Source organism: Ruegeria sp. BG5, assembly GCF_056538425.1.
Window position 1 is genome coordinate 374,259 of sequence record NZ_JBQFTC010000001.1, and the last position, 17,678, is coordinate 391,936.

Consider the following 17,678-nt stretch of genomic DNA (forward strand, 5'->3'; position numbering starts at 1 on the left):
CCTTGGACCAACGCCACAGACAAGAAGTGGTTCACCAAAAATGGAGGCACGTTACCATCGATCAGGGTAGACTTGCTCTCAAGGTGCAAGAAGGGAGCCAAAGGGAGTATAGAGTGGAGCTATTCTGCTGTGAATGGCCGCTTTCCAAAACCTCCCAACTAGGTTTCGCGCTTGTAGCGAACTGCCGCTTTCCGCCCATTTTTACAGTGAACAACTGGACTTTGGACCGTTCGGAAGCGGTACTGACGACGGTCAAGATTCGCCCGGAACAGCCGGGCTCCACTTAGTACAGGGCACAGGATCAGCCTGTGTCCGCCAAGTGGAGATATCAATGACAACTTCATCTGATACAGAAATCAAAACATCGCCCTCCAAACCTGCCCGAAACAACCTGACGCGTCAGCAACAGTTACAGAAACTGCTGTCCCGCAAGTCTGGTGCCACGATTGCGCAGATTCAGAAGGCGTTTGGCTGGCAACCGCATTCCGCGCGTGCAGCGATTTCGATGATGCGCAAGGCGGGACATACTGTTGAGCGATCAGGATCTGACAAAGGTACGGTCTATCGGATCGTGAAGGAGGTTTGATCGCCATGGATGCCACTCGCGCGGATCGTGACCTTGCGAAGGTATTCTGTGACATTGAACACTTGGATCGCCCCGGGTGCCTTGATCGATGGCGGGAAGTGTTCGGTCGGCCCCCACCAAAATACCTGTCTCCACAGTTCATGAAGCGAGTGTTGATCTGGGAACTACAGAACCGGGAACTGGGCGGGTTGTCTGCGAAGACAGAACGCCGACTGCATCAAATCGCGTTGGGAAAAACACCGCCAGCTACTCTGAAACCGGGATCCCATCTGGTGCGGGAATGGAACGGACGCACCTATCAGGTTGAAGTGGTCGATGGCGGTTTCGTTATGGATGGCAAAACGTGGCGCTCCCTGTCAGCCATTGCAAAACACATCACCGGAGCGCACTGGTCAGGTCCACGCTTCTTCGGGGTTCAGTGATGCGACGTATCCGCTGCGCCATCTACACGAGGAAAAGCTCAGAGGAAGGGCTGGAGCAGGACTTCAATTCGCTGGATGCCCAGCGGGAAGCCTGCGAATCTTATGTTGCCAGCCAAAAGCACGAGGGTTGGGAACTTCTGCCGGATTACTATGACGATGGCGGTATCTCGGGCGGTCATCTTGACCGCCCGGCGCTGCAGCGGCTGATGCAGGCTGTAGATGATAATCGTGTTGATCAGATTGTAGTCTACAAGATCGACCGGCTGACGCGCTCGCTTGCTGACTTCGCAAAGCTGGTCGAACGCCTTGATGCGGCAGATGCGTCTTTCGTGTCTGTTACCCAGTCCTTCAATACGTCTACCAGTATGGGGCGCCTGACACTCAACGTGTTGCTCAGTTTTGCTCAGTTTGAACGGGAAGTCACCGCTGAACGCATCCGTGACAAGATCGCAGCCTCGAAACGCAAGGGTCTGTGGATGGGCGGGAATGTTCCACTCGGGTATCAGGCGGATGGCCGAACGTTGAAAATCGATGAAGAAGAAGCTGAGATCATCAGGGCGCTCTACGGTCTCTATCTGGAGCATCAGACCATTCTTGATGTGAAAGAGCAGGCGGAGGCACTGGAGCTCCGATCCCGAAGACGGGAACGCCCGGGCGGACGCGTGACAGGTGGTAAGCCATTTGACCGGGGACACATCCATCATTTGCTTAGCAATCCTATCTATGCCGGCCGCATCCGACATAAGGGTCAGGTCTTTGAGGGGCAGCACCCTGCCATCATCGACCCGGAAGTGTGGGAGCAGGTGCAGCAGCTGTTGACGGATGGGGCGGCAAGGGAGCGCGGAGTAAAGCAGAAAGCAAAGCGGTCCCTATTGGCAGGAAAGCTTTTTGATGAAATCGGAGATCGGCTGACGCCCAGCCATAGCCAGAAGAACGGCAAGCGGTTGCGTTACTACATCTCCTCGCGCCTGGTGACTGATCGCAGTCAGAAGCATCCGGATGCGTGGCGACTGCCGGCAGAACAGCTTGAAAACGTACTGGCCGAAGTGGTCAGACAACATCTGAGCCGACCGAATGCGGTGGCATCAATGGCAAGGGACTTGTCAGCGGTTGAAATTGCTTCGGCAGCGGAGCATCTCAGAGATTGCCAGTCCGTCAGGAAGTGCCTCGGCCTGATTGCACGGGCAGATCTGCAACAGGGGTCACTGACCGTGCTGCTGGATCTCCAGTCACTGGCTCAAATGATCGCCTGCAGAGCAGATCAGGTCGATGCCGAAGAATTAACGATCGAAGCGCCTTTCCGGATGCGCCGCCGAGGTGTTGAGCTGAAACTGCATCTTGGAGATGCACCTCCTGAGGTCGATCAAACACTTGTCCTTAACATCCTCAAGGCGCGTCGATGGCTGGTGATGATCATTGGTGGCAGAACGTTTTCTGAAATCGCAGAAGAAGAAGGTATTTCCAAACGCCGTGTTCAGGATGTGATCGATCTGGCAATGCTGGCGCCTGATGTGCTGGAGGCCATCGCTGCAGGTGAACAGCCTGACGGCCTGACCACGGATTACCTGATCAAGTCCGGCTTCGCGGCCATCTGGTCAGATCAGCACAAACAGTTCGCTGCGCTCTGATCTACAGACTCTCCCAAAGTCACCAAACTCGTACCGCCGGAATCGCGAACTGAGACTGGGGCCCGAAATCGACCATTGTTGCGCATAAACTCAGGTCTCAGCTGGATTAGCCGGGTGATAACCTGCTGAAAACACGCGGTAATAGGCGGCCAAACATTCAGTGCGTGATTTTAGGGAAAATCATGGCTGTGCAGGCAGTTTGTAGCTAGCTAGTCTCGGCCCAAAATTCCCTGTAAACAGGGAATTTACAGGGAAAACTAATAGATTTAGGCCGTTTTCGGAGGTTTGGAGCTCGAAGTTACTCTTAAAAACAGTGGCTTGCGTGGATTTTCCCTAGATCGATTAACAGGGAATTTTTCTCTGATGATCAGGGAATTTCTTACGACTAACAGTGAAGAGGATAGGGGGAGCGGGCTAAACAAACCTGATCTGAATGTCGGAAGCCGACATTCACGTGAAGTGTAACCAACGGCTGTTGTGAGCCCACTCTGACCGATGCTGCGCGATGCCCGAATGACAACAATGCGCAGGAAGCTGACTTTGCAAAGTCTCGCCAAGGCACCAAAACGGACGCTTATCGCTGTCTCGTATGCAGCAGGATAATTTCCGATAAGGGGTCGTTAGTCTTCTGTGCCGCTGACCCAAGCTACCGTCAAGTTTGGATCGAAGAGCAACGGTTTCACCTCTACTTGCCTAGTTCTAAGCCAGACAGGCTCAAATTCTCTGTTGTCCGCCAAAGCATCAAGGCTTGTATCGTGCGTACTCGAAGTCCATATACACAAGGCTTACGTTTATCTTTTTCGACCTGCTGTCTCCCCAATTCGGCGTTCAGTCTTTCGATTCAGACCGACCACGCCGAGTCGCCGCAATGATGCGGGCGGCAACTATTAGGAGACCTCCACTATGGCAAATGGCACAGTAAAATGGTTCAACTCGACCAAAGGTTTTGGCTTTATCGAGCCTGAAGATGGCAAGCGCGACGTATTCGTGCATATCTCGGCACTTGAACGTTCCGGAATCAGCGAATTGAAGGATGGCCAGAAGGTTACCTTCGACGTTGAAGCGGGCCGTGACGGACGCGACAGCGCCGCCAATCTGGCATTGGCTTAACCACTTTCGGGCACCCTTTTTGGGTGCCCGTTTGCACACTGGGCTAGTATAAGCCGTCGGAGACCAAGTAAGTTGCAACCTAAAGACTGGACGCGGGTGCTCGCGCAATACCGTGTGCCCGATGCGAAGCGCAGTGTTTTTGAACTTGCGATCACTGTTGTCCCCTTGTTCACGCTATGGGCCCTTGCGTGGTTTGCGTTATCATTTAGCGTCTGGATCGCAATATTACTGGCTGTTCTGAACGCCGGATTTCTGGTCCGCATCTTCATCATTATGCATGATTGTGGTCATGGATCTTTCTTCAAAAACCGCAGCGCATGCAATTGGACCGGCAGGGTTCTGGGTGTTCTTACCGTGACACCCTATGACGTTTGGCGACAAAGCCATGCGATTCACCATGCCTCAACCGGTAACCTTGATCGGCGCGGTATGGGTGACATCCCCACATTGACCATTGAGGAATACCTGAAGCGGAATTGGTTCGGGCGTGCCGCGTATCGTCTGACCCGGAGTCCAGTCTTCCTGTTCGGTGTTGCGCCGATCTATACGTTTTTTGTTCAATACCGCTTACCTGTTGGCTTCATGCGGTCAGGCTGGCTGTACTGGGCAAGTGCGATGGGAACAAACGCCGCAATTGCAGGATTGTTGGCTCTGATTTTGTGGACCGGAGGCTTTGAGGTGTTGGCGAGTGTTTTCCTGCCAACCGTGGTTGTCGCATCATCCGTTGGTATCTGGCTTTTCTACATTCAACACCAGTTTGAACACACGACCTGGGATCGGGAAGAGGGCTGGAACCTTCAGAACGCCGCATTCTACGGAAGTTCTCACTATGCATTGCCAGGCATTCTGCGTTGGCTCTCTGGCAATATCGGTGTGCACCATGTTCACCACCTTGCCAGCCGCATACCGTTTTATCGGCTAGACGAGGTCTTGCGTGACCATTCTGAGTTGGAAAATTGCCAGCGTATTACTCTGTATGAGAGCCTGCATTGTGCAAGACTGCATCTTTGGGATGAAAAAAGTCAGCGCCTGCTGACCTTTTCCGAGGCTTTGTCGAACGCCAATTCCAACAAGAGTTTAGTGTAGTCTGGCGCGGACCAGATAGGCTTCAACCGTGTCACCGCCAAGGGCGCGGATAGCCTCTAGTCTGTGAAGGCCTTCGATCAGCACGAACCTTTTGTTGTCAGCGCGTATCTGGATCGGGGTCTTTTGACCGTTCTTCAGGATATCTTCGGCCAGCGTCAGAACTTTTTTCTGATCAAGCGTTTTTGCACGTTTTGCAGGAACATAGATCAGGTCGAGCGGGTATGGTTTTTTCTCCAACATAAGCTACGTGTGCAACCTTTCGTGCATTTGTTCCGGTTCAAAGCTCGCTTCAAAAGCAGGGGCTGGAACGTACGTCATAGAACCGAACGAACAGCATCGCGCAGTTCCTGATGCATAATCCAGGTTGCTGGCTCATCGTCACTTTCGATGTGAGAAAATGCCAGGACCTGAGCGGCGCCATCATTCTGCGCCGATCCGGCTTCGGGAAGTTCGAGCTCCAGATATTCTGCAATCAATAGCCCGATTTTCTTGAAGACTTTGATGGAGGCCTCGCGCGATTTGTAACCGGCCGCCTGAGACAAGTGACCAATGGTCAGACCGTCCTTGCCTGCGATTGCAAGTGCTTTGAGCAATGTGACCTGCGCGGGGGTGAGCCTGATCTGGCGCAATGCCTCGGCATATTCTCTTTCGCTGGGAACGAGGGTGCCAGAGTTTCCCTCCAAACGGCGTTGACCGCCACGCTTCCTGTCTCGTTCTTCAAGAATTTCTTTTAAGGCTTCAATGGCCAATGCCGGTGTTTCGCCAACTGCATCGGCAATCATTGCCTGTGTTTTAGCCGGTGGCTTGGGAAATGCCCGTGCAACACTATTGCCGCTCAGAACACCAGCTTTAATCAAGTACTTTCCAAATTCTTCTTCAATCACTCCTGATACGTCAGCGTTCCGCGGCTTACGAACACTGCGGTCCTGAAACGCTCTTTGTTCCAGACCATGAGCTGACATCTTTGAACTGGGAAGGGTTACTTGAGGGGCATTTTTACGCATCAGAGGAACACCACTGCAATTATCGCCGCAACACACACTGCTGACGCAATAGATATCTTAATCCTGTAGGACCGGCGACGCGCCTTTTCAGCTTTGAGACTTTTACCCAGGTTTTCGTCAATCGAGTTATGGTTCACGGCTTAGTCCTTCCGGATTTGTTAGGCGGCTTTGGTTTCCACCAACTTATTGTCGCGGCACATTTTCGGTGCACTCGTCGTTCTGTCTCGTGAACGGCCGATTACATTCCCAACCATCACCTCTTCGATTCAAATGAGCGTTTGAAGGGACAAGGATCGCAACGCACCTGTCCCGGTTTGCGCGAAAACCACGTTCGCATTTCCATCCGGAATAAGTTTCAGGTGCAAGATACGCATGCTGTGGAACAGCCACAGGCTCACAGCCGCTCTCCGCTGCCCTGTAACCTCTGAGGCATACCCAACCATCCGATCTTCCTCTGTCGCTCAGACGGCCGTTTTCTGGGACTTCTATTGCAACACAATCCTGGTTCTCCTTACGAAATCCCCAGTTGCAGTGTATTTCCTGCACGCCAAACCGGGTTTCGACGTACCCATTTTGAGGCGAAATCACTTCTTCACATTCTTCTCCAACACGCTGGAACAGCCGATTGCACTCCCACTGATCTCCGGTTGATGCAAGATAGGCATTTTCAGGAACTCTTATTTCCTCACAGAGTTCTCCGACAATCTGAAAACCGTGATTGCATTCCCAGCCGCTGCCATAGGCGCTACCCGTCAAAAATGCGTTTTCTGGTAAGTCAGTTCTTTGGCAGGATCCGTTCTTGTTTTCGAAACCTTCGTCACAAACAGACCCATCGGCATTGCCTGCGACCTGAGCAGGAAGCTGCGTTCCTGAGAGAAACACCAAAAGTGTCGGGATCAAACAAAGAATGCAGCGAGCAAACACGATGAATGAATGGTCGAAACGGAGCCTGAGGCCTGATCTATCGGGCATCAAGCACGCAATTCAAGAGCCATGTGTTGTTCATACGGCGCCTTCTTTCATGGGTCACGCGATGACTGGAGCACGTCAGGTGACAGTTGCAAATGCTTGCGAGGAACGAGCTCATAGCGAAGACCCCAGCGGAACCCGTTCCTATGTTGGGGCACATGCTACAATTAGTCTGAAGGCCATTGGATTATCGTAACCGGCAGCATCGCGGCGGCGAGTAATGTTTTACCAATACACTCTTGTCGTTCCTAGTCTGTGAAGAGTCAAGGACGCATGCTCGTCAAGAAGCGTGTGCTGCGGAATGATCAATTTTTGAGACCGGCGAGTTATTAGGTGGTTAAGTGAATAACTGAGAGGCAAAATTCACTTTGAGGCAATTCAGGTTGACAATGCATCTGTGAAATCGCCGGATTTCATGGGCAACAATCTTGGAGGTGGTGAACGCTCGCCGCTCCGGTCTGCGGCTGACACCAAATTAGGAGATACGCAATTTCTATCGACAGTTTTGCGGAAACCGAGATTGGAACACACCTCGCCGACGCTGCACGTCGTTGCCGCATGGTTTTCTTTACTGGATTACCGGCATCTGGAAAGTCATTTCTGTTGCGCCAGCAAATATCCATTTCGGTCTCCTTGGGACGTCGCGTACATATCATGCGGTGGGATACAGGACTCGCGGCGTTTCAGACCGAAGACATACTCGCAAAGTATCCAGATGTTTCAGATGGAACTCATCCGTTGATCCGCAAGGCAGCCGGATTGTGGGGCCGGAGAGCCCTGGCGCGATGGCTGACAGAGACTACCGATCCCACAGACATGATTGTCGGTGAAGTCCCTATCATCGGAAACAGGTTTTCCGAGTTTGTCCAGGCGCAGCCGGATCAGGTTGAACCAGCCTTAGCATCCGAGGAAACGACATTCATCTATCCTGTTCTTACAAAGAACTTGCGTGCCAATCTCGAAGCTATTCGAAGATCTACATTTACGAACCCCAGACATCCTGATGAGGCCAGGGACGCGCCACCATCCACAATGGATCTGGCTTGGCGTTTGACGTGTGCCAAGGCGGCAGAATTGGGCTTGATCTCAGAAGCGGATGGTCATTCTCCGTACAAGGAGATGATTTACGTGCGGTTTTTTGAGCACCTACTGCAACACCGAAACGCCATCAGAATTGGGGTTGATACGATTTTTTCAAATGCCGGGTCAGCCCATGATCTAGGGGCGAGCATTTTGGAACTTATTGCAAGCTCGGACGAAGTACGGCGTGTCATCGCGGAGGTAGAGGCTGCTTTTACAGTCGACGAAGCTACCCGAGACGTTGAAAACTGGTATCGGGTGTAGCCTCGTGCAAAAATTCGCTCTTTGGCATCTTTAAAACTGCAAAGTCTAATTTTGCATGTCTGCTTCGGGTTCTCGCTGCCGGAAAAACAGGGCGCAGAGAACCGCGTAATTGAGGCCGCGCCGGTAGGACAAAAGAGTTAATGTCGGCGTCAGCCAGACAATCCTGCCGCTCGTAGCCCATCCACAAGACGTTCGAAATCATCTGGTCGCCGCCACATAGACCGAAACCCGCGGGCAAGGCTGTCGACCGTCTTATCCTCAACCACAATACCTCGACTTGTGAACTCATCGTGACGTTCGGTGACGAATTCTCGCAATGCGCCAGAGGCGTCTCGCTCTCGTTCGAGCTGCGCGTAAGACGCTGCGACAAAGGCAGTGGCCAACGAGTTAAGCCGCGCTGCTCCCATCAGAAAACCAAGCACTGCTTCATAGTTACCGTTGAAAAATTCGACTTGCCCCATAATCCAGTCGATGGCAGGCGGATGTAGCGGGTCCAGCGCCATAGCTTCCGAAACTACGTCGCGCGCCTTTTCGTGCTGGCCGAGCAGTAGGAAAGCATAGCCGCACCAAGCCATCGACTCCGCCTCGCTTTCTATCATGGAAAGTGTCTTGTTGAATTGCGCTTCGGCTTCATCCCACAGCCCGGCGCAGAGATAAGCAAAACCAAGCTGGTCCTGAATGTAGACGTCCCGGTTATCCAGTGCCACGCCCTTTCGGGCGATATTCAACGTGTGGGTGGGTGCGTCAGCATCCGCCAGACCCAGCCACAAATCTATGACATATGTATCTGAAAGATACATGTAAGATCGCGCGATACTGGGATCCAGCGCGACCGCTCGTTCCAACAACGCTCTCGCCTTGGCCGTATCTCGTGCGTTCAAGCCGTCGCGTAGTGCCTTGCCCTTGAGCATCAGCTCATAGGCCTTCATCTGATCCGTTGGTTTCTGTGTCGAACGGTCGACGACATCGTGCTGGACCCTGCCTGGCAACACTGCGACGATATTTCGGGCCACCTCGTCTTGTACCGCGAGAACATCTTCCAGTTCGTGGTCGTATCGATCCGACCAGAGTTGAGTGCCCGTTCGGGCGTCAGCGAGTTGCACCGAGATTCTGACGCGACTGCCGGCCTTCCGCACGCTGCCTTCAACGAGATATTCTGCGCCGAGAGTCTCCGCGATTTTGGCCGGATCTGTGTCCAGTGTCCGGAACCTGAAAGACGCATTTCTGGAAACAACCTTAAGCGTCCGAAAACGCGATAAGCCCACAATAATGTCTTCCGCAATCCCGTCGCTAAAGAAGGCCTGCTCGGGGTCATCGCTCATGTTTTGTAGTGGCAAGACCGCAATAGTGGCTTTTCCTGATGTTTCAGGCCGAGGCGGTTCAGCGCATATTGCGCTTGACCCGCCAATGCGCCAGGCACGTACCGGTTCGGCAACGTTCTTTACTGTGTGCTGACCAGCATCCTCCCAGGCGACCGGTATACGGTTCCCGACCACACGATAAACAGCGTCCGAAACCAACACACCGCCGGGCGGGGCAAGCTGCTCCAACCTCGACGCAAGGTTCACACCGGACCCAAAAACGTCTCCGTCGCGCATGATGATGTCGCCAAGAGTGACGCCGATACGAAAGCGAAGCGGGTCGGAGCCCACCACTGGCGAATTTTGCCATTCAACCGCGCAAGAAACGGCATCAACAGCGCTGTCGAAGCTTACGAGCAGACCGTCACCCATCTGTTTGACAATGCGGCCGTGATGACGACCGACAAGCGGAACAACGGTTTCGTCAATGTGCGCTGAAAGGATTTCGAGCGTGCCTTTCTCGTCCCGCTCCATCCGGGCGGTAAAGCCGACTAGGTCGGCTATCAGGATGGCCGCTAGCTTTCGCTCCACGTGTTGTACTCCTATCTGTTTCATACTGATCGCTACGTGTTTAGACCATGCGAAAGTGAACAGGGGTGGTGTCTGATCTTGTCCGAAGTCTGTTTCAGCTTTGGAAAGCGCTGCGATACGTCTGCTTTAACAGCTCAGTGGGCAAACGGCCTTTTTTGTCCTCATCTTGCGAAAAATCATCGCCGCTCTGGGTTGTTGCTATCCGTTCGAGTCGAACGCCAATAACAGTTATATCAAGTGAGCAGGCGTCCATCTGAAAAGGCTTTTTTCATATTCGGTAATTGAACTGGAAAGCCACTTCTGAAACACCTTTGCCGCTGGACGAACTGCTCCAGGCAGCGTGACGAGGTGATATCCGATCTGCGGGATTGGATCATCGAAAAGCGCCACGAGATCTCCAGACTTCAATTCGTCAGAGATGAATGCCGGAACCGTTGCCCCGATACCATCACCTTGGCGGATTCCATCAAGCAGCATGTTGCCCGGCAAGCGAACAACTCTCCTATCTGCACCAGGTGGCACTCCAACCTTTTCCAACCACAGGTCAAATTCGACCGAAGCCTGTTCCTGAAGAAGAGTAAAGTCGAGCAACTCAATTGGGTCTTTGAGTACCCGTTCCCCAATCAATTCTTTTGCAGCAACCACTGTCAGACAGCCAGGTAGCAACATTTGCGACACCAGCCCCGACCAGCGCCCGGTGCCGTATCGAATGGCTATGTCAATGCCGCCTGGCTTGAGGTCGACAGCCTGGATTGTTGAGTCGATCCGAAGCTCAATTTCCGGGAACTCCTGAACAAACGCCGATAGGCGCGGCATGAGGAATGCGCTTGAAAACATCGGTGTCGCACTGACCACCAGCGGGCGAACCGCCTCTGCACTTGATATGCTCTCAGTCAGGGACGCCATTGAGGCGAATGCTTCGTGTAGGCCCGCCGCTAAGAATTCTCCCTGCGCGGTCAGAGCGATACCGTGTCGCGTCCGAGTAACAAGCTGGGTTCCCAGATGCTGCTCCAGACCACGGATTTGTTGGCTGACCGCGGAATGGGTCACGTTCAGCGCCGCTGCTGCGCGGGTCAAGTTTTTAAACTCTGCGGCGGCGGCAAAAGCTCTGAGAGAAGTCAGCGAGGGAAACGTGTGCCAATCCATGAGTCAGAAAATCTAACAATACAAAAAAATTTACAACTACGCGATTTCTCGATTCTTACGCATGTTGACTGAAACACCAATAACCAGAACAGGAGGAAACCATGGCAACGCTTGCGGTACTCGGATTGGGCAGCATGGGTTCGGCGTTGGCGCATTGCCTGCTCAATGCAGGTTACAGCGTCTGCGTCTGGAATCGGACGCCTAAAAAGACAAAATCGTTTGCAAATGCAGGTGCAGTTATTTGCGCATCGCCGGAAGATGCTGTTGCAGCGTCGGATTTCGTCATCGTCTGTATCAAAAGTCACAAGGAAACTGTCGATTTGATCAGCGGTCTAAGTGTATCTTTGAAGGGGAAAACAATCTGCGACATGAGCACCGGCGACACGTCCGATGCTGATTCACTGGTCTCATTTCTCAGCGAAAAAAACGCAGACTACATGTTGGGCATGATCAATGCCTACCCTTCGGGCATCGGTGGCAGCGACACCACCATCCTCACCGTAGGCAGTGACGGAACCTGGGATCGCTACGGCGAAGTAATAAGATCTCTGGGGGGAAAGTCGGAGCAAGTCGGTGAGAAACCCGCAGCTCTTGCAGCACTTTTTGCTGGTCTCTTCACTGTCCGGCAAGGTTTCATGTTCGGGATGATATACGGTGCACTGGTTTGCCAGAAAGCTGGTGTTCCTATGCAGGTCTATGTCGATCAACTTCCTGCCACGATCAAGCTGGTAAATGATTACCAAGATCTCTTTGTCCGTACCGTTCCAACCGAGGACTATGACGACGCTGAAGCCTCGTTAAAAGTCTACGCATTGGCCCAGGAGGACGCTCTAAAGACCTGCAAATCTCTGAATGCTCCGGCTGACTTCATCCGATTGATGCATGACCGCACAAAAGCCGCGTGGGAGGGTGGATACGGAGACAAACAATTGACCTCTTTGGTCAAGCACATGACGGATGCCTGCTGAAATCGAGAGCTTACTGTCAAAATAGCCGTTCGACTTTACCAACAATCGGCTGCAAAGTTGCGTACATGGGATTGCGAAGTTGCGTCGCCAATGTCCGGTTTGGGCTGCCTGTGGTCATCCACCCTCAACAGGCGAGTGACAGTATTGTCCCGCAAACTGTGTGTTCGCGATAGCCCTGAGTTTGCAGTCGCGGCGAATGACGGCTTTGGCGGGCCGCATTGCAGCGATGAAGGTTCTGGGCCAATGGCGGCTTTGGGCCGCCAATGCCAGTCAGAGGCTCATCAACCGGCAGCTTCCAGAGCACGGTCTTGCCTGGGCGCTCTGCCGAACTTGCGCGAATACTCTCTCGAGAACTGTGCGGAGCTTTCGTAGCCCACAGCGAATGCGACTTCGGAAATCTTGGCGCGACTTGTTCTTAGGTCGTCTCTGGCCTTCAACAAGCGCAGCTCCTTCTGATATTGGAGCGGTGAAGTTCCTGTGACAGCTTTGAAGTGCTCGAAGAAGGCCGAGTTGCTCATCCCGATCCTCTCAGCCAGATTTCTGACAGCGATGGTTTCCGACAGGTTTGCCTGTATTTCGCGGGTTGCCATTAAAATTCGGCTGGCGGTGCTCTCTTGCCAGAGAAGCCTTTGCAGGGTCTGCGCATGTTGTCCGATCAAAAGTCTTGCATGGATTTCGCGGGACGTAATCGGTGCCAACAGATGCCGCGTTTCCCCTTCCTCGCACTGAAGGAAATAGCGGTGAAGTGCGTCTGTCAGACCTGGATCGGTGTCACACAAACAGATCGAGAATGGATCAGCGGACTTCACACTCAAGGTGGAGGACACCGAAGGCGCTAGTGACCTGAGAAGATCGAGTTCGAGAGGAAGGACCAAGGCCGTGTAGGGCGCCCCGGGGGAGGCCTCTGTAATGCGCGAAACAACCGGCAAGGTATGGCTGACGATAAGCGACCGCCCGGCGCCGACCGTGAGTGTTCGAGTGCTGGACCCGACCTGCTTTGCGCCTTGCAGGATAAGACAAAGTAGCGGTCGATAGACGGTTGCACTCAAGTCGGTTGTCGCGTGATGCCGCAGGAGGTGGGTGCCGCTCTGCGCATGATGAAATGAACCTTCAGCGATGCCTGCTTGATCGAGCAGCGCGGTGATGTGAGATAACAGATTTTCGCTCGTCATGTCGAAGGCCTCCCTAAGGACGTCTTTCGATAGCATCACTACACACCCCACCAAAACAGAAATCTCTATTTCTGGAGGATCAGGCAAGTATTCTGGTCAATCGGAAAAGAATGAAGCGCATGATGCGACTAACGTGATCAAGACACAGCAAAGGAGACCGACATCCAAAAGGTTATGATCACCGGTATCGCAGGCGGGTTTGGAAAGCCGACTGCGCTCGCGCTTCTTGAACAAGGCTATCAGGTTGCTGGAAGTGTTCGAAGCCGCGAGGGAAAGAGCGCCGAGACAGTTGCCGAGCTTGAAGTGGCGGGGGCGTCCATCGTCGAAATGGACGTGACCGACACGGCCAGCACCGAGCGTGGGATGGCCGAAGCCATTGCCCATCACGATGGCATTGACGTCCTTTTCAACAATGCCGGGATCGGCTCATACGGGATACAAGAGTTGATGTCGCCCGAGGATATGGCACGTGTCTTTGATGTGAATGTCATGGGTGTGCAGCGTGTCATGCGCGCGGCGTTGCCCCATATGCGGGCGCAGGGGCGGGGGACGGTTCTATACACCTCCAGCCTGATCGGCCGGATCGCGACACCGTTCTATGGAACCTATTCCGCGTCGAAATGGGCACTGGAAGCGATCGTTGAATGCTATCGGACCGAATTGTCTGGGTTTGGGATTGAATCCTGCATCTTCGAACCAGGCGCCATGCCGACTGCCTTCTTCGACGGAATGGTCGCGCCAGCCGACCCGGAACGCGAGGCGCAGTTTGGGGAGTTCGCAGCGGTACCCGCAATGTCCGCAGTCGGCTTGGCCGAGATGATAACGGCGACACCCGATCAACGCCCGGAGCGGATTGCGGAAGCGGTTGTCGACCTTCTGGAAAAACCCTTCGGACAAAAGCCGTTCCGTACCGTTGTGGATCACGTGGGCGTTGGCCCAGAGATCGAGCGCTACAATCACGTGCTTCACGAAGTCACCCGCACTGTCATGACCAACTTCGGCATCGAAGATATGCTCAAGCTCAACGCCTGAAGGAGATACCTCATGAAAACCATTCTGATCACCGGCGCCTCCTCGGGCATTGGAGAGGCCACTGCCAAACATTTCCAAACCAAAGGCTGGAATGTCGTCGCCACCATGCGCAACCCCGACAGCGCAGGCGACCTTGCCGAACTAGACAACGTCCAGGTCGTGCGTCTCGATGTCACCGATCCCGCTTCGATCACGGACGCCGTCGCCGCCGGCATCGACCGTTTTGGCAAGATCGATGTCCTTCTCAACAATGCGGGTTACGGAGCATACGGCGCGCTGGAGGCTTTCTCGATGGATCGCATCCGCCGCCAGTTCGATACCAACGTGATTGGACTGATGGAGGTCACGAAAGCCGTACTGCCGCATATGCGTGCAAACCGCGCAGGCACGATCATCAACATCTCATCCATCGGCGGCCAGATCACATTCCCGCTCGGCACGCTCTACCATGGGACGAAGTTCGCGGTCGAAGGTCTGTCGGAAGCACTACATTACGAGCTTGAACCGCTCGGAATCCATGTCCGCATCGTCGAACCCGGCATGATCAAAACCAACTTTGGCGGGAGTTCATTCGACTTCGCCATGGAAGAGGACCTTGCGGACTACGCGCCGATGGCCGAAGCCATGGGGCGAGTCTTCGGAAAGCTGGCGTCTAATCCGTCCGCCCCAGAGACGGTTGCAGACGTCATCTGGGACGCTGCCAATGACAGCGGTGACCGCCTCAGGTACCGGGCAGGAGTGGATGCGGTGGAGTTGCTCGACAGGCGCAAGACACAGGACGACGCGACCTTTATCGGCGGGATCAAAGAGTTGATGAAAGAGTAAGGCTTGGCGGTACCGCAGCGACAGCGAGGTCCGCTTTCGGGAAGCTGCGCTGCGGCATCGTTTGACACGACGAGAGTCCGGTATGGGCCGAGTAACTCACGGAAGAAAGGGTAGGGACCCATACTGCGGGGCTTCCGAGGTCTGCTATTTTCCCTTGAGCACTTCACCAACCAAGTGGTTCATAGCTTTCTTGTAAGTCACTGGGTCGCCCCCATAGGCGATCTCAAGAGCGGCGCGATCAAACGCTGCCGACAACAAATTAGTCAAAGCATCGATCTGCTCTGGTGAATGCTCAGGACGAGCCCGCGAAAGCCCTTCACGAAGTTCTGCTGTTCCATTGGCTCGAGTCAACGCGACAGCAACGCTATGCCCTAATACCGCTGGTGCCTCTTCCATCAGGAGGCGCACCCGACCTGGAACCAACATCGCTTCAAAAAAGGCATTCGATCCTGTCACCATGGCCTGTTCGGGATCGGCCACATTGCGGGTTGCTTGGTCAATATGGTGTGAGATCGCTTTGGCCTCCTCTTCTGCGACGGCGCGGAAAAGGTCAGCCTTGTCCTTGAAATGATGATACAGCGCGCCCCGAGTTACGCTGGCCTTACGTACAATGTCTGGGGTTGCAGTATCGGCAAATCCCGAATTCACAAACAGTTCTCGGGCAGCCTCTACGAGTTTGGCACGCGTTTCTGCGCGCCGGTCTGCCTGGCTGCGTCGGGCGGGTTTTTCTGGGGGCAAGATTGACGGCTCCGAATATCACTACAAGCACCTTACATACATCTTGCATGTATTTGCAAATCTATGATACATACACATTGCATGTAAGTAAGGGAGATAAAGAAATGCGTGTCACACAATATTACCCGGTCATTCAGTCTGAAACGGTTTCTGAAACGGCAGAGTTCTACAAACGTCACTTTGGCTTCCGCGCAGCATTCGAGGCGGATTGGTATGTGCATCTACAAAGTGAAGCGGATCCGTCGGTCAATCTCGCGGTCGTCCAGTCAAACCACGAGACGATCCCAGAGGTTTCCCGCGGTGCGTCTAAGGGTATGATCCTCAACTTTGAAGTCGAGGATGTCGACAAAGTGGATGAACGACTTCGGTCGGAAGGAGTTCCGGTGGCAAAGTCACTTGTGAGCGAGCCGTTTGGTCAACGCCATGCGATTTATCGCGATCCAAACGGGGTACTGATTGATGTTATCACTCAGATCCCGCCCTCAGAGGAATTCCTGTCTCAATATGCGGCCGACGCGGTGCCGTCGTAATTCAGGGTGCCGGGTGGCCAGGTTGGTTCGAAGCAGTTGGAACGATTTGCCCGCGTGTAAAGGGACCAATTCTGGACAGATCAGTGGCCCTCGCCGAGTTGGCCACCTTTGGTACTGGGGCGGCCTTGTTACCTGTGCCCATGTTCGAACGCTACATCGAACACGGCCGCCTGATACAACCCTTCAGTGAAGCCGTTAACGCTGGTAAATATTGCTTCGCCTAGCCTTCGGATCGCCCCGCAACGGATGATATGGGTAAATTTGCAGAATGGCTGACCGCCAACGTAGCCACTGAATTAAGTGACTTCACGGACCAGAACCGCGCAAATTGATCTGCATCAATATTTGGACCGCAAGCGAGAGTTATGGCGAACCGAAGCAGTTTGGATGAAGTCGCGGTGACAAAAGAAAAAGTTGGCCGAATTGTCTGGCACGATCTTTTCACGCCTGATGTGGAAGCTTCCAGGTCATTTTACGAAAGCGTGGCAGGTTGGAGCTATATTGTCGAACACGCCACAGATTTCGCATGGGGCGGCGGCCACAGAGATTTTGTCCTCGCCACTCTCGATGGAGAGGCAGGGGCCGGGATTGTTTCTCAAAATCTGGTGCTCTTTGAAGGGTGGATTCCTTATGTTGAAGTCGAAGACGTAGATCAGGCCGCCAAACTCGCCGTCAAGCTTGAAGGATCAGTAGTGAAACCTCCCTTTGAAGTTCCTGGGGTTGGTCGGAACTGCCTCTTACGTGATCCGCTTGGCGCATTCTTCGGTGTATCAGTTTCGCGACACGAATACCCTGTCCCCGCTCGTCAGTTTACGCATGAACACTACCTATCCCGTAGCGGCGTATTCCCCGACAACTTGTACCACCAAATGTTCGGATGGAATCTCTCACCTGCTAGAAACGTACCTTCGTCACAGAGACCAATTAGTCTAAAAGACGAAGTGTTGGCGATATGTGCAGCGGAACCTGCAGTTCCCAACAATAACGTGGCGTGGGCGCCGGGTGTTCGCGTCGACTTTCTCGAAAACGCGCTGAGCAAGATCAACTCAGGCCCAGGTTCCGTGCTTGCTCGTCATCAGAATAATAAAAACACTTTTGAGAAAGGTTTGGTATGCGATGCAACTGGGGCATTGTGCTGTGTCGTCCAGAATTGATGCTCGGTCGAAAGGTTCGCAGTCTATTGTCTATAACGGCATCCTCAAGTGGGTCAAAAATCTCAAATCTGA

The 17,678-nt window shown here is 53.6% G+C and carries 18 protein-coding genes; 11 read left to right on the forward strand and 7 right to left on the reverse strand.

The features are described 5' to 3' along the window. Positions 1-133: 133 nt before the first annotated feature. From ACR0KX_RS01750 to ACR0KX_RS01770, 5 genes are all read left to right on the forward strand, one after another. Entirely contained in the window at positions 134-586 is a 453-nt protein-coding gene (locus tag ACR0KX_RS01750; RefSeq protein ID WP_480707786.1) for a DUF3489 domain-containing protein, read from the forward strand. Between the two features lie 5 nt (positions 587-591). Continuing rightward, entirely contained in the window at positions 592-1,008 is a 417-nt protein-coding gene (locus ACR0KX_RS01755; protein WP_170623065.1) for a DUF2924 domain-containing protein, read from the forward strand. Beyond that, on the forward strand, positions 1,008-2,636 hold the full coding sequence (locus tag ACR0KX_RS01760; RefSeq protein WP_170623067.1) for a recombinase family protein: 1,629 nt from the start codon (positions 1,008-1,010) through the stop codon (positions 2,634-2,636). Before ACR0KX_RS01755 ends, ACR0KX_RS01760 begins: the two co-directional genes overlap by 1 nt. A gap of 903 nt (positions 2,637-3,539) precedes the next feature. Continuing rightward, a complete protein-coding gene (locus tag ACR0KX_RS01765; RefSeq protein WP_170430361.1) occupies positions 3,540-3,746 on the forward strand; it encodes a cold-shock protein in 207 nt (68 codons plus the stop codon). 72 nt (positions 3,747-3,818) lie between these two features. Next, positions 3,819-4,832: a fatty acid desaturase gene (locus ACR0KX_RS01770; RefSeq protein WP_170623070.1), complete on the forward strand. Its 1,014-nt coding sequence runs from the start codon at positions 3,819-3,821 to the stop codon at positions 4,830-4,832. Here the strand turns inward: ACR0KX_RS01770 and ACR0KX_RS01775 are convergent. From ACR0KX_RS01775 to ACR0KX_RS01785, 3 genes are all read right to left on the reverse strand, one after another. Then, positions 4,824-5,072 (reverse strand): ParB N-terminal domain-containing protein, encoded by a 249-nt coding sequence (locus ACR0KX_RS01775; RefSeq protein ID WP_170623072.1) that lies wholly within the window; start codon positions 5,070-5,072, stop codon positions 4,824-4,826. The genes ACR0KX_RS01770 and ACR0KX_RS01775 overlap by 9 nt on opposite strands. A gap of 74 nt (positions 5,073-5,146) precedes the next feature. Next, positions 5,147-5,836: a hypothetical protein gene (locus ACR0KX_RS01780; protein WP_170623074.1), complete on the reverse strand. Its 690-nt coding sequence runs from the start codon at positions 5,834-5,836 to the stop codon at positions 5,147-5,149. A 183-nt stretch (positions 5,837-6,019) separates the two neighbouring features. Then, the gene (locus ACR0KX_RS01785; protein ID WP_170623076.1) at positions 6,020-6,808 is read right to left on the reverse strand and encodes a hypothetical protein; all 789 of its coding nucleotides are present in this window, start codon (positions 6,806-6,808) and stop codon (positions 6,020-6,022) included. Between the two features lie 555 nt (positions 6,809-7,363). On the opposite strand from ACR0KX_RS01785, the gene ACR0KX_RS01790 reads away from it, so the two are divergent. Further along, positions 7,364-8,149, forward strand: a complete 786-nt coding sequence (locus tag ACR0KX_RS01790) for a DEAD/DEAH box helicase family protein (protein ID WP_170623078.1) — start codon at positions 7,364-7,366, stop codon at positions 8,147-8,149. Between the two features lie 149 nt (positions 8,150-8,298). Here ACR0KX_RS01790 and ACR0KX_RS01795 read toward each other — a convergent pair whose 3' ends face one another. Next, positions 8,299-10,065, reverse strand: a complete 1,767-nt coding sequence (locus ACR0KX_RS01795) for an adenylate/guanylate cyclase domain-containing protein (RefSeq protein WP_480707787.1) — start codon at positions 10,063-10,065, stop codon at positions 8,299-8,301. 204 nt (positions 10,066-10,269) lie between these two features. Beyond that, positions 10,270-11,187 carry a LysR family transcriptional regulator gene (locus tag ACR0KX_RS01800; RefSeq protein WP_170623080.1) on the reverse strand — a complete coding sequence of 306 codons (918 nt, stop codon included), beginning with the start codon at positions 11,185-11,187 and terminating at the stop codon, positions 10,270-10,272. A gap of 101 nt (positions 11,188-11,288) precedes the next feature. Here ACR0KX_RS01800 and ACR0KX_RS01805 point away from each other — a divergent pair, with 101 nt between their 5' ends. Then, positions 11,289-12,155, forward strand: a complete 867-nt coding sequence (locus tag ACR0KX_RS01805) for an NAD(P)-binding domain-containing protein (protein WP_170623082.1) — start codon at positions 11,289-11,291, stop codon at positions 12,153-12,155. Between the two features lie 281 nt (positions 12,156-12,436). On the opposite strand, the gene ACR0KX_RS01810 is transcribed toward ACR0KX_RS01805, so the two are convergent. Next, complete coding sequence (locus ACR0KX_RS01810; RefSeq protein WP_170623084.1) at positions 12,437-13,327, reverse strand: AraC family transcriptional regulator; 891 nt, start codon at positions 13,325-13,327, stop codon at positions 12,437-12,439. Positions 13,328-13,501: 174 nt separating this feature from the next. Here ACR0KX_RS01810 and ACR0KX_RS01815 point away from each other — a divergent pair, with 174 nt between their 5' ends. Together ACR0KX_RS01815 and ACR0KX_RS01820 are read left to right on the forward strand one after the other, a co-directional pair. Next, positions 13,502-14,359, forward strand: a complete 858-nt coding sequence (locus ACR0KX_RS01815; protein ID WP_480627388.1) for an SDR family oxidoreductase — start codon at positions 13,502-13,504, stop codon at positions 14,357-14,359. Between the two features lie 12 nt (positions 14,360-14,371). Continuing rightward, positions 14,372-15,184 (forward strand): SDR family oxidoreductase, encoded by an 813-nt coding sequence (locus tag ACR0KX_RS01820; RefSeq protein WP_170623086.1) that lies wholly within the window; start codon positions 14,372-14,374, stop codon positions 15,182-15,184. A gap of 144 nt (positions 15,185-15,328) precedes the next feature. On the opposite strand, the gene ACR0KX_RS01825 is transcribed toward ACR0KX_RS01820, so the two are convergent. Further along, entirely contained in the window at positions 15,329-15,922 is a 594-nt protein-coding gene (locus ACR0KX_RS01825; protein WP_480627387.1) for a TetR/AcrR family transcriptional regulator, read from the reverse strand. 104 nt (positions 15,923-16,026) lie between these two features. Here ACR0KX_RS01825 and ACR0KX_RS01830 point away from each other — a divergent pair, with 104 nt between their 5' ends. Together ACR0KX_RS01830 and ACR0KX_RS01835 are read left to right on the forward strand one after the other, a co-directional pair. Beyond that, the gene (locus tag ACR0KX_RS01830) at positions 16,027-16,452 is read left to right on the forward strand and encodes a VOC family protein (RefSeq protein WP_170511118.1); all 426 of its coding nucleotides are present in this window, start codon (positions 16,027-16,029) and stop codon (positions 16,450-16,452) included. 365 nt (positions 16,453-16,817) lie between these two features. Beyond that, the gene (locus tag ACR0KX_RS01835; protein ID WP_170623090.1) at positions 16,818-17,606 is read left to right on the forward strand and encodes a VOC family protein; all 789 of its coding nucleotides are present in this window, start codon (positions 16,818-16,820) and stop codon (positions 17,604-17,606) included. Positions 17,607-17,678 lie beyond the last annotated feature (72 nt).

Excerpts from the sequence above, each read along its gene's own strand:
- ACR0KX_RS01750 (WP_480707786.1), top strand. The coding sequence starts at position 134 with ATGGCCGCTTTCCAAAACCTCCCAACTAGGTTTCGCGCTTGTAGCGAA.
- ACR0KX_RS01755 (WP_170623065.1), top strand. The coding sequence starts at position 592 with ATGGATGCCACTCGCGCGGATCGTGACCTTGCGAAGGTATTCTGTGAC.
- ACR0KX_RS01760 (WP_170623067.1), top strand. The coding sequence starts at position 1,008 with ATGCGACGTATCCGCTGCGCCATCTACACGAGGAAAAGCTCAGAGGAA.
- ACR0KX_RS01765 (WP_170430361.1), top strand. The coding sequence starts at position 3,540 with ATGGCAAATGGCACAGTAAAATGGTTCAACTCGACCAAAGGTTTTGGC.
- ACR0KX_RS01775 (WP_170623072.1), bottom strand. The coding sequence starts at position 5,072 with ATGTTGGAGAAAAAACCATACCCGCTCGACCTGATCTATGTTCCTGCA.
- ACR0KX_RS01780 (WP_170623074.1), bottom strand. The coding sequence starts at position 5,836 with ATGCGTAAAAATGCCCCTCAAGTAACCCTTCCCAGTTCAAAGATGTCA.
- ACR0KX_RS01785 (WP_170623076.1), bottom strand. The coding sequence starts at position 6,808 with ATGCCCGATAGATCAGGCCTCAGGCTCCGTTTCGACCATTCATTCATC.
- ACR0KX_RS01790 (WP_170623078.1), top strand. The coding sequence starts at position 7,364 with ATGGTTTTCTTTACTGGATTACCGGCATCTGGAAAGTCATTTCTGTTG.
- ACR0KX_RS01795 (WP_480707787.1), bottom strand. The coding sequence starts at position 10,065 with ATGAAACAGATAGGAGTACAACACGTGGAGCGAAAGCTAGCGGCCATC.
- ACR0KX_RS01800 (WP_170623080.1), bottom strand. The coding sequence starts at position 11,187 with ATGGATTGGCACACGTTTCCCTCGCTGACTTCTCTCAGAGCTTTTGCC.
- ACR0KX_RS01805 (WP_170623082.1), top strand. The coding sequence starts at position 11,289 with ATGGCAACGCTTGCGGTACTCGGATTGGGCAGCATGGGTTCGGCGTTG.
- ACR0KX_RS01810 (WP_170623084.1), bottom strand. The coding sequence starts at position 13,327 with ATGACGAGCGAAAATCTGTTATCTCACATCACCGCGCTGCTCGATCAA.
- ACR0KX_RS01815 (WP_480627388.1), top strand. The coding sequence starts at position 13,502 with ATGATCACCGGTATCGCAGGCGGGTTTGGAAAGCCGACTGCGCTCGCG.
- ACR0KX_RS01820 (WP_170623086.1), top strand. The coding sequence starts at position 14,372 with ATGAAAACCATTCTGATCACCGGCGCCTCCTCGGGCATTGGAGAGGCC.
- ACR0KX_RS01830 (WP_170511118.1), top strand. The coding sequence starts at position 16,027 with ATGCGTGTCACACAATATTACCCGGTCATTCAGTCTGAAACGGTTTCT.
- ACR0KX_RS01835 (WP_170623090.1), top strand. The coding sequence starts at position 16,818 with ATGGCGAACCGAAGCAGTTTGGATGAAGTCGCGGTGACAAAAGAAAAA.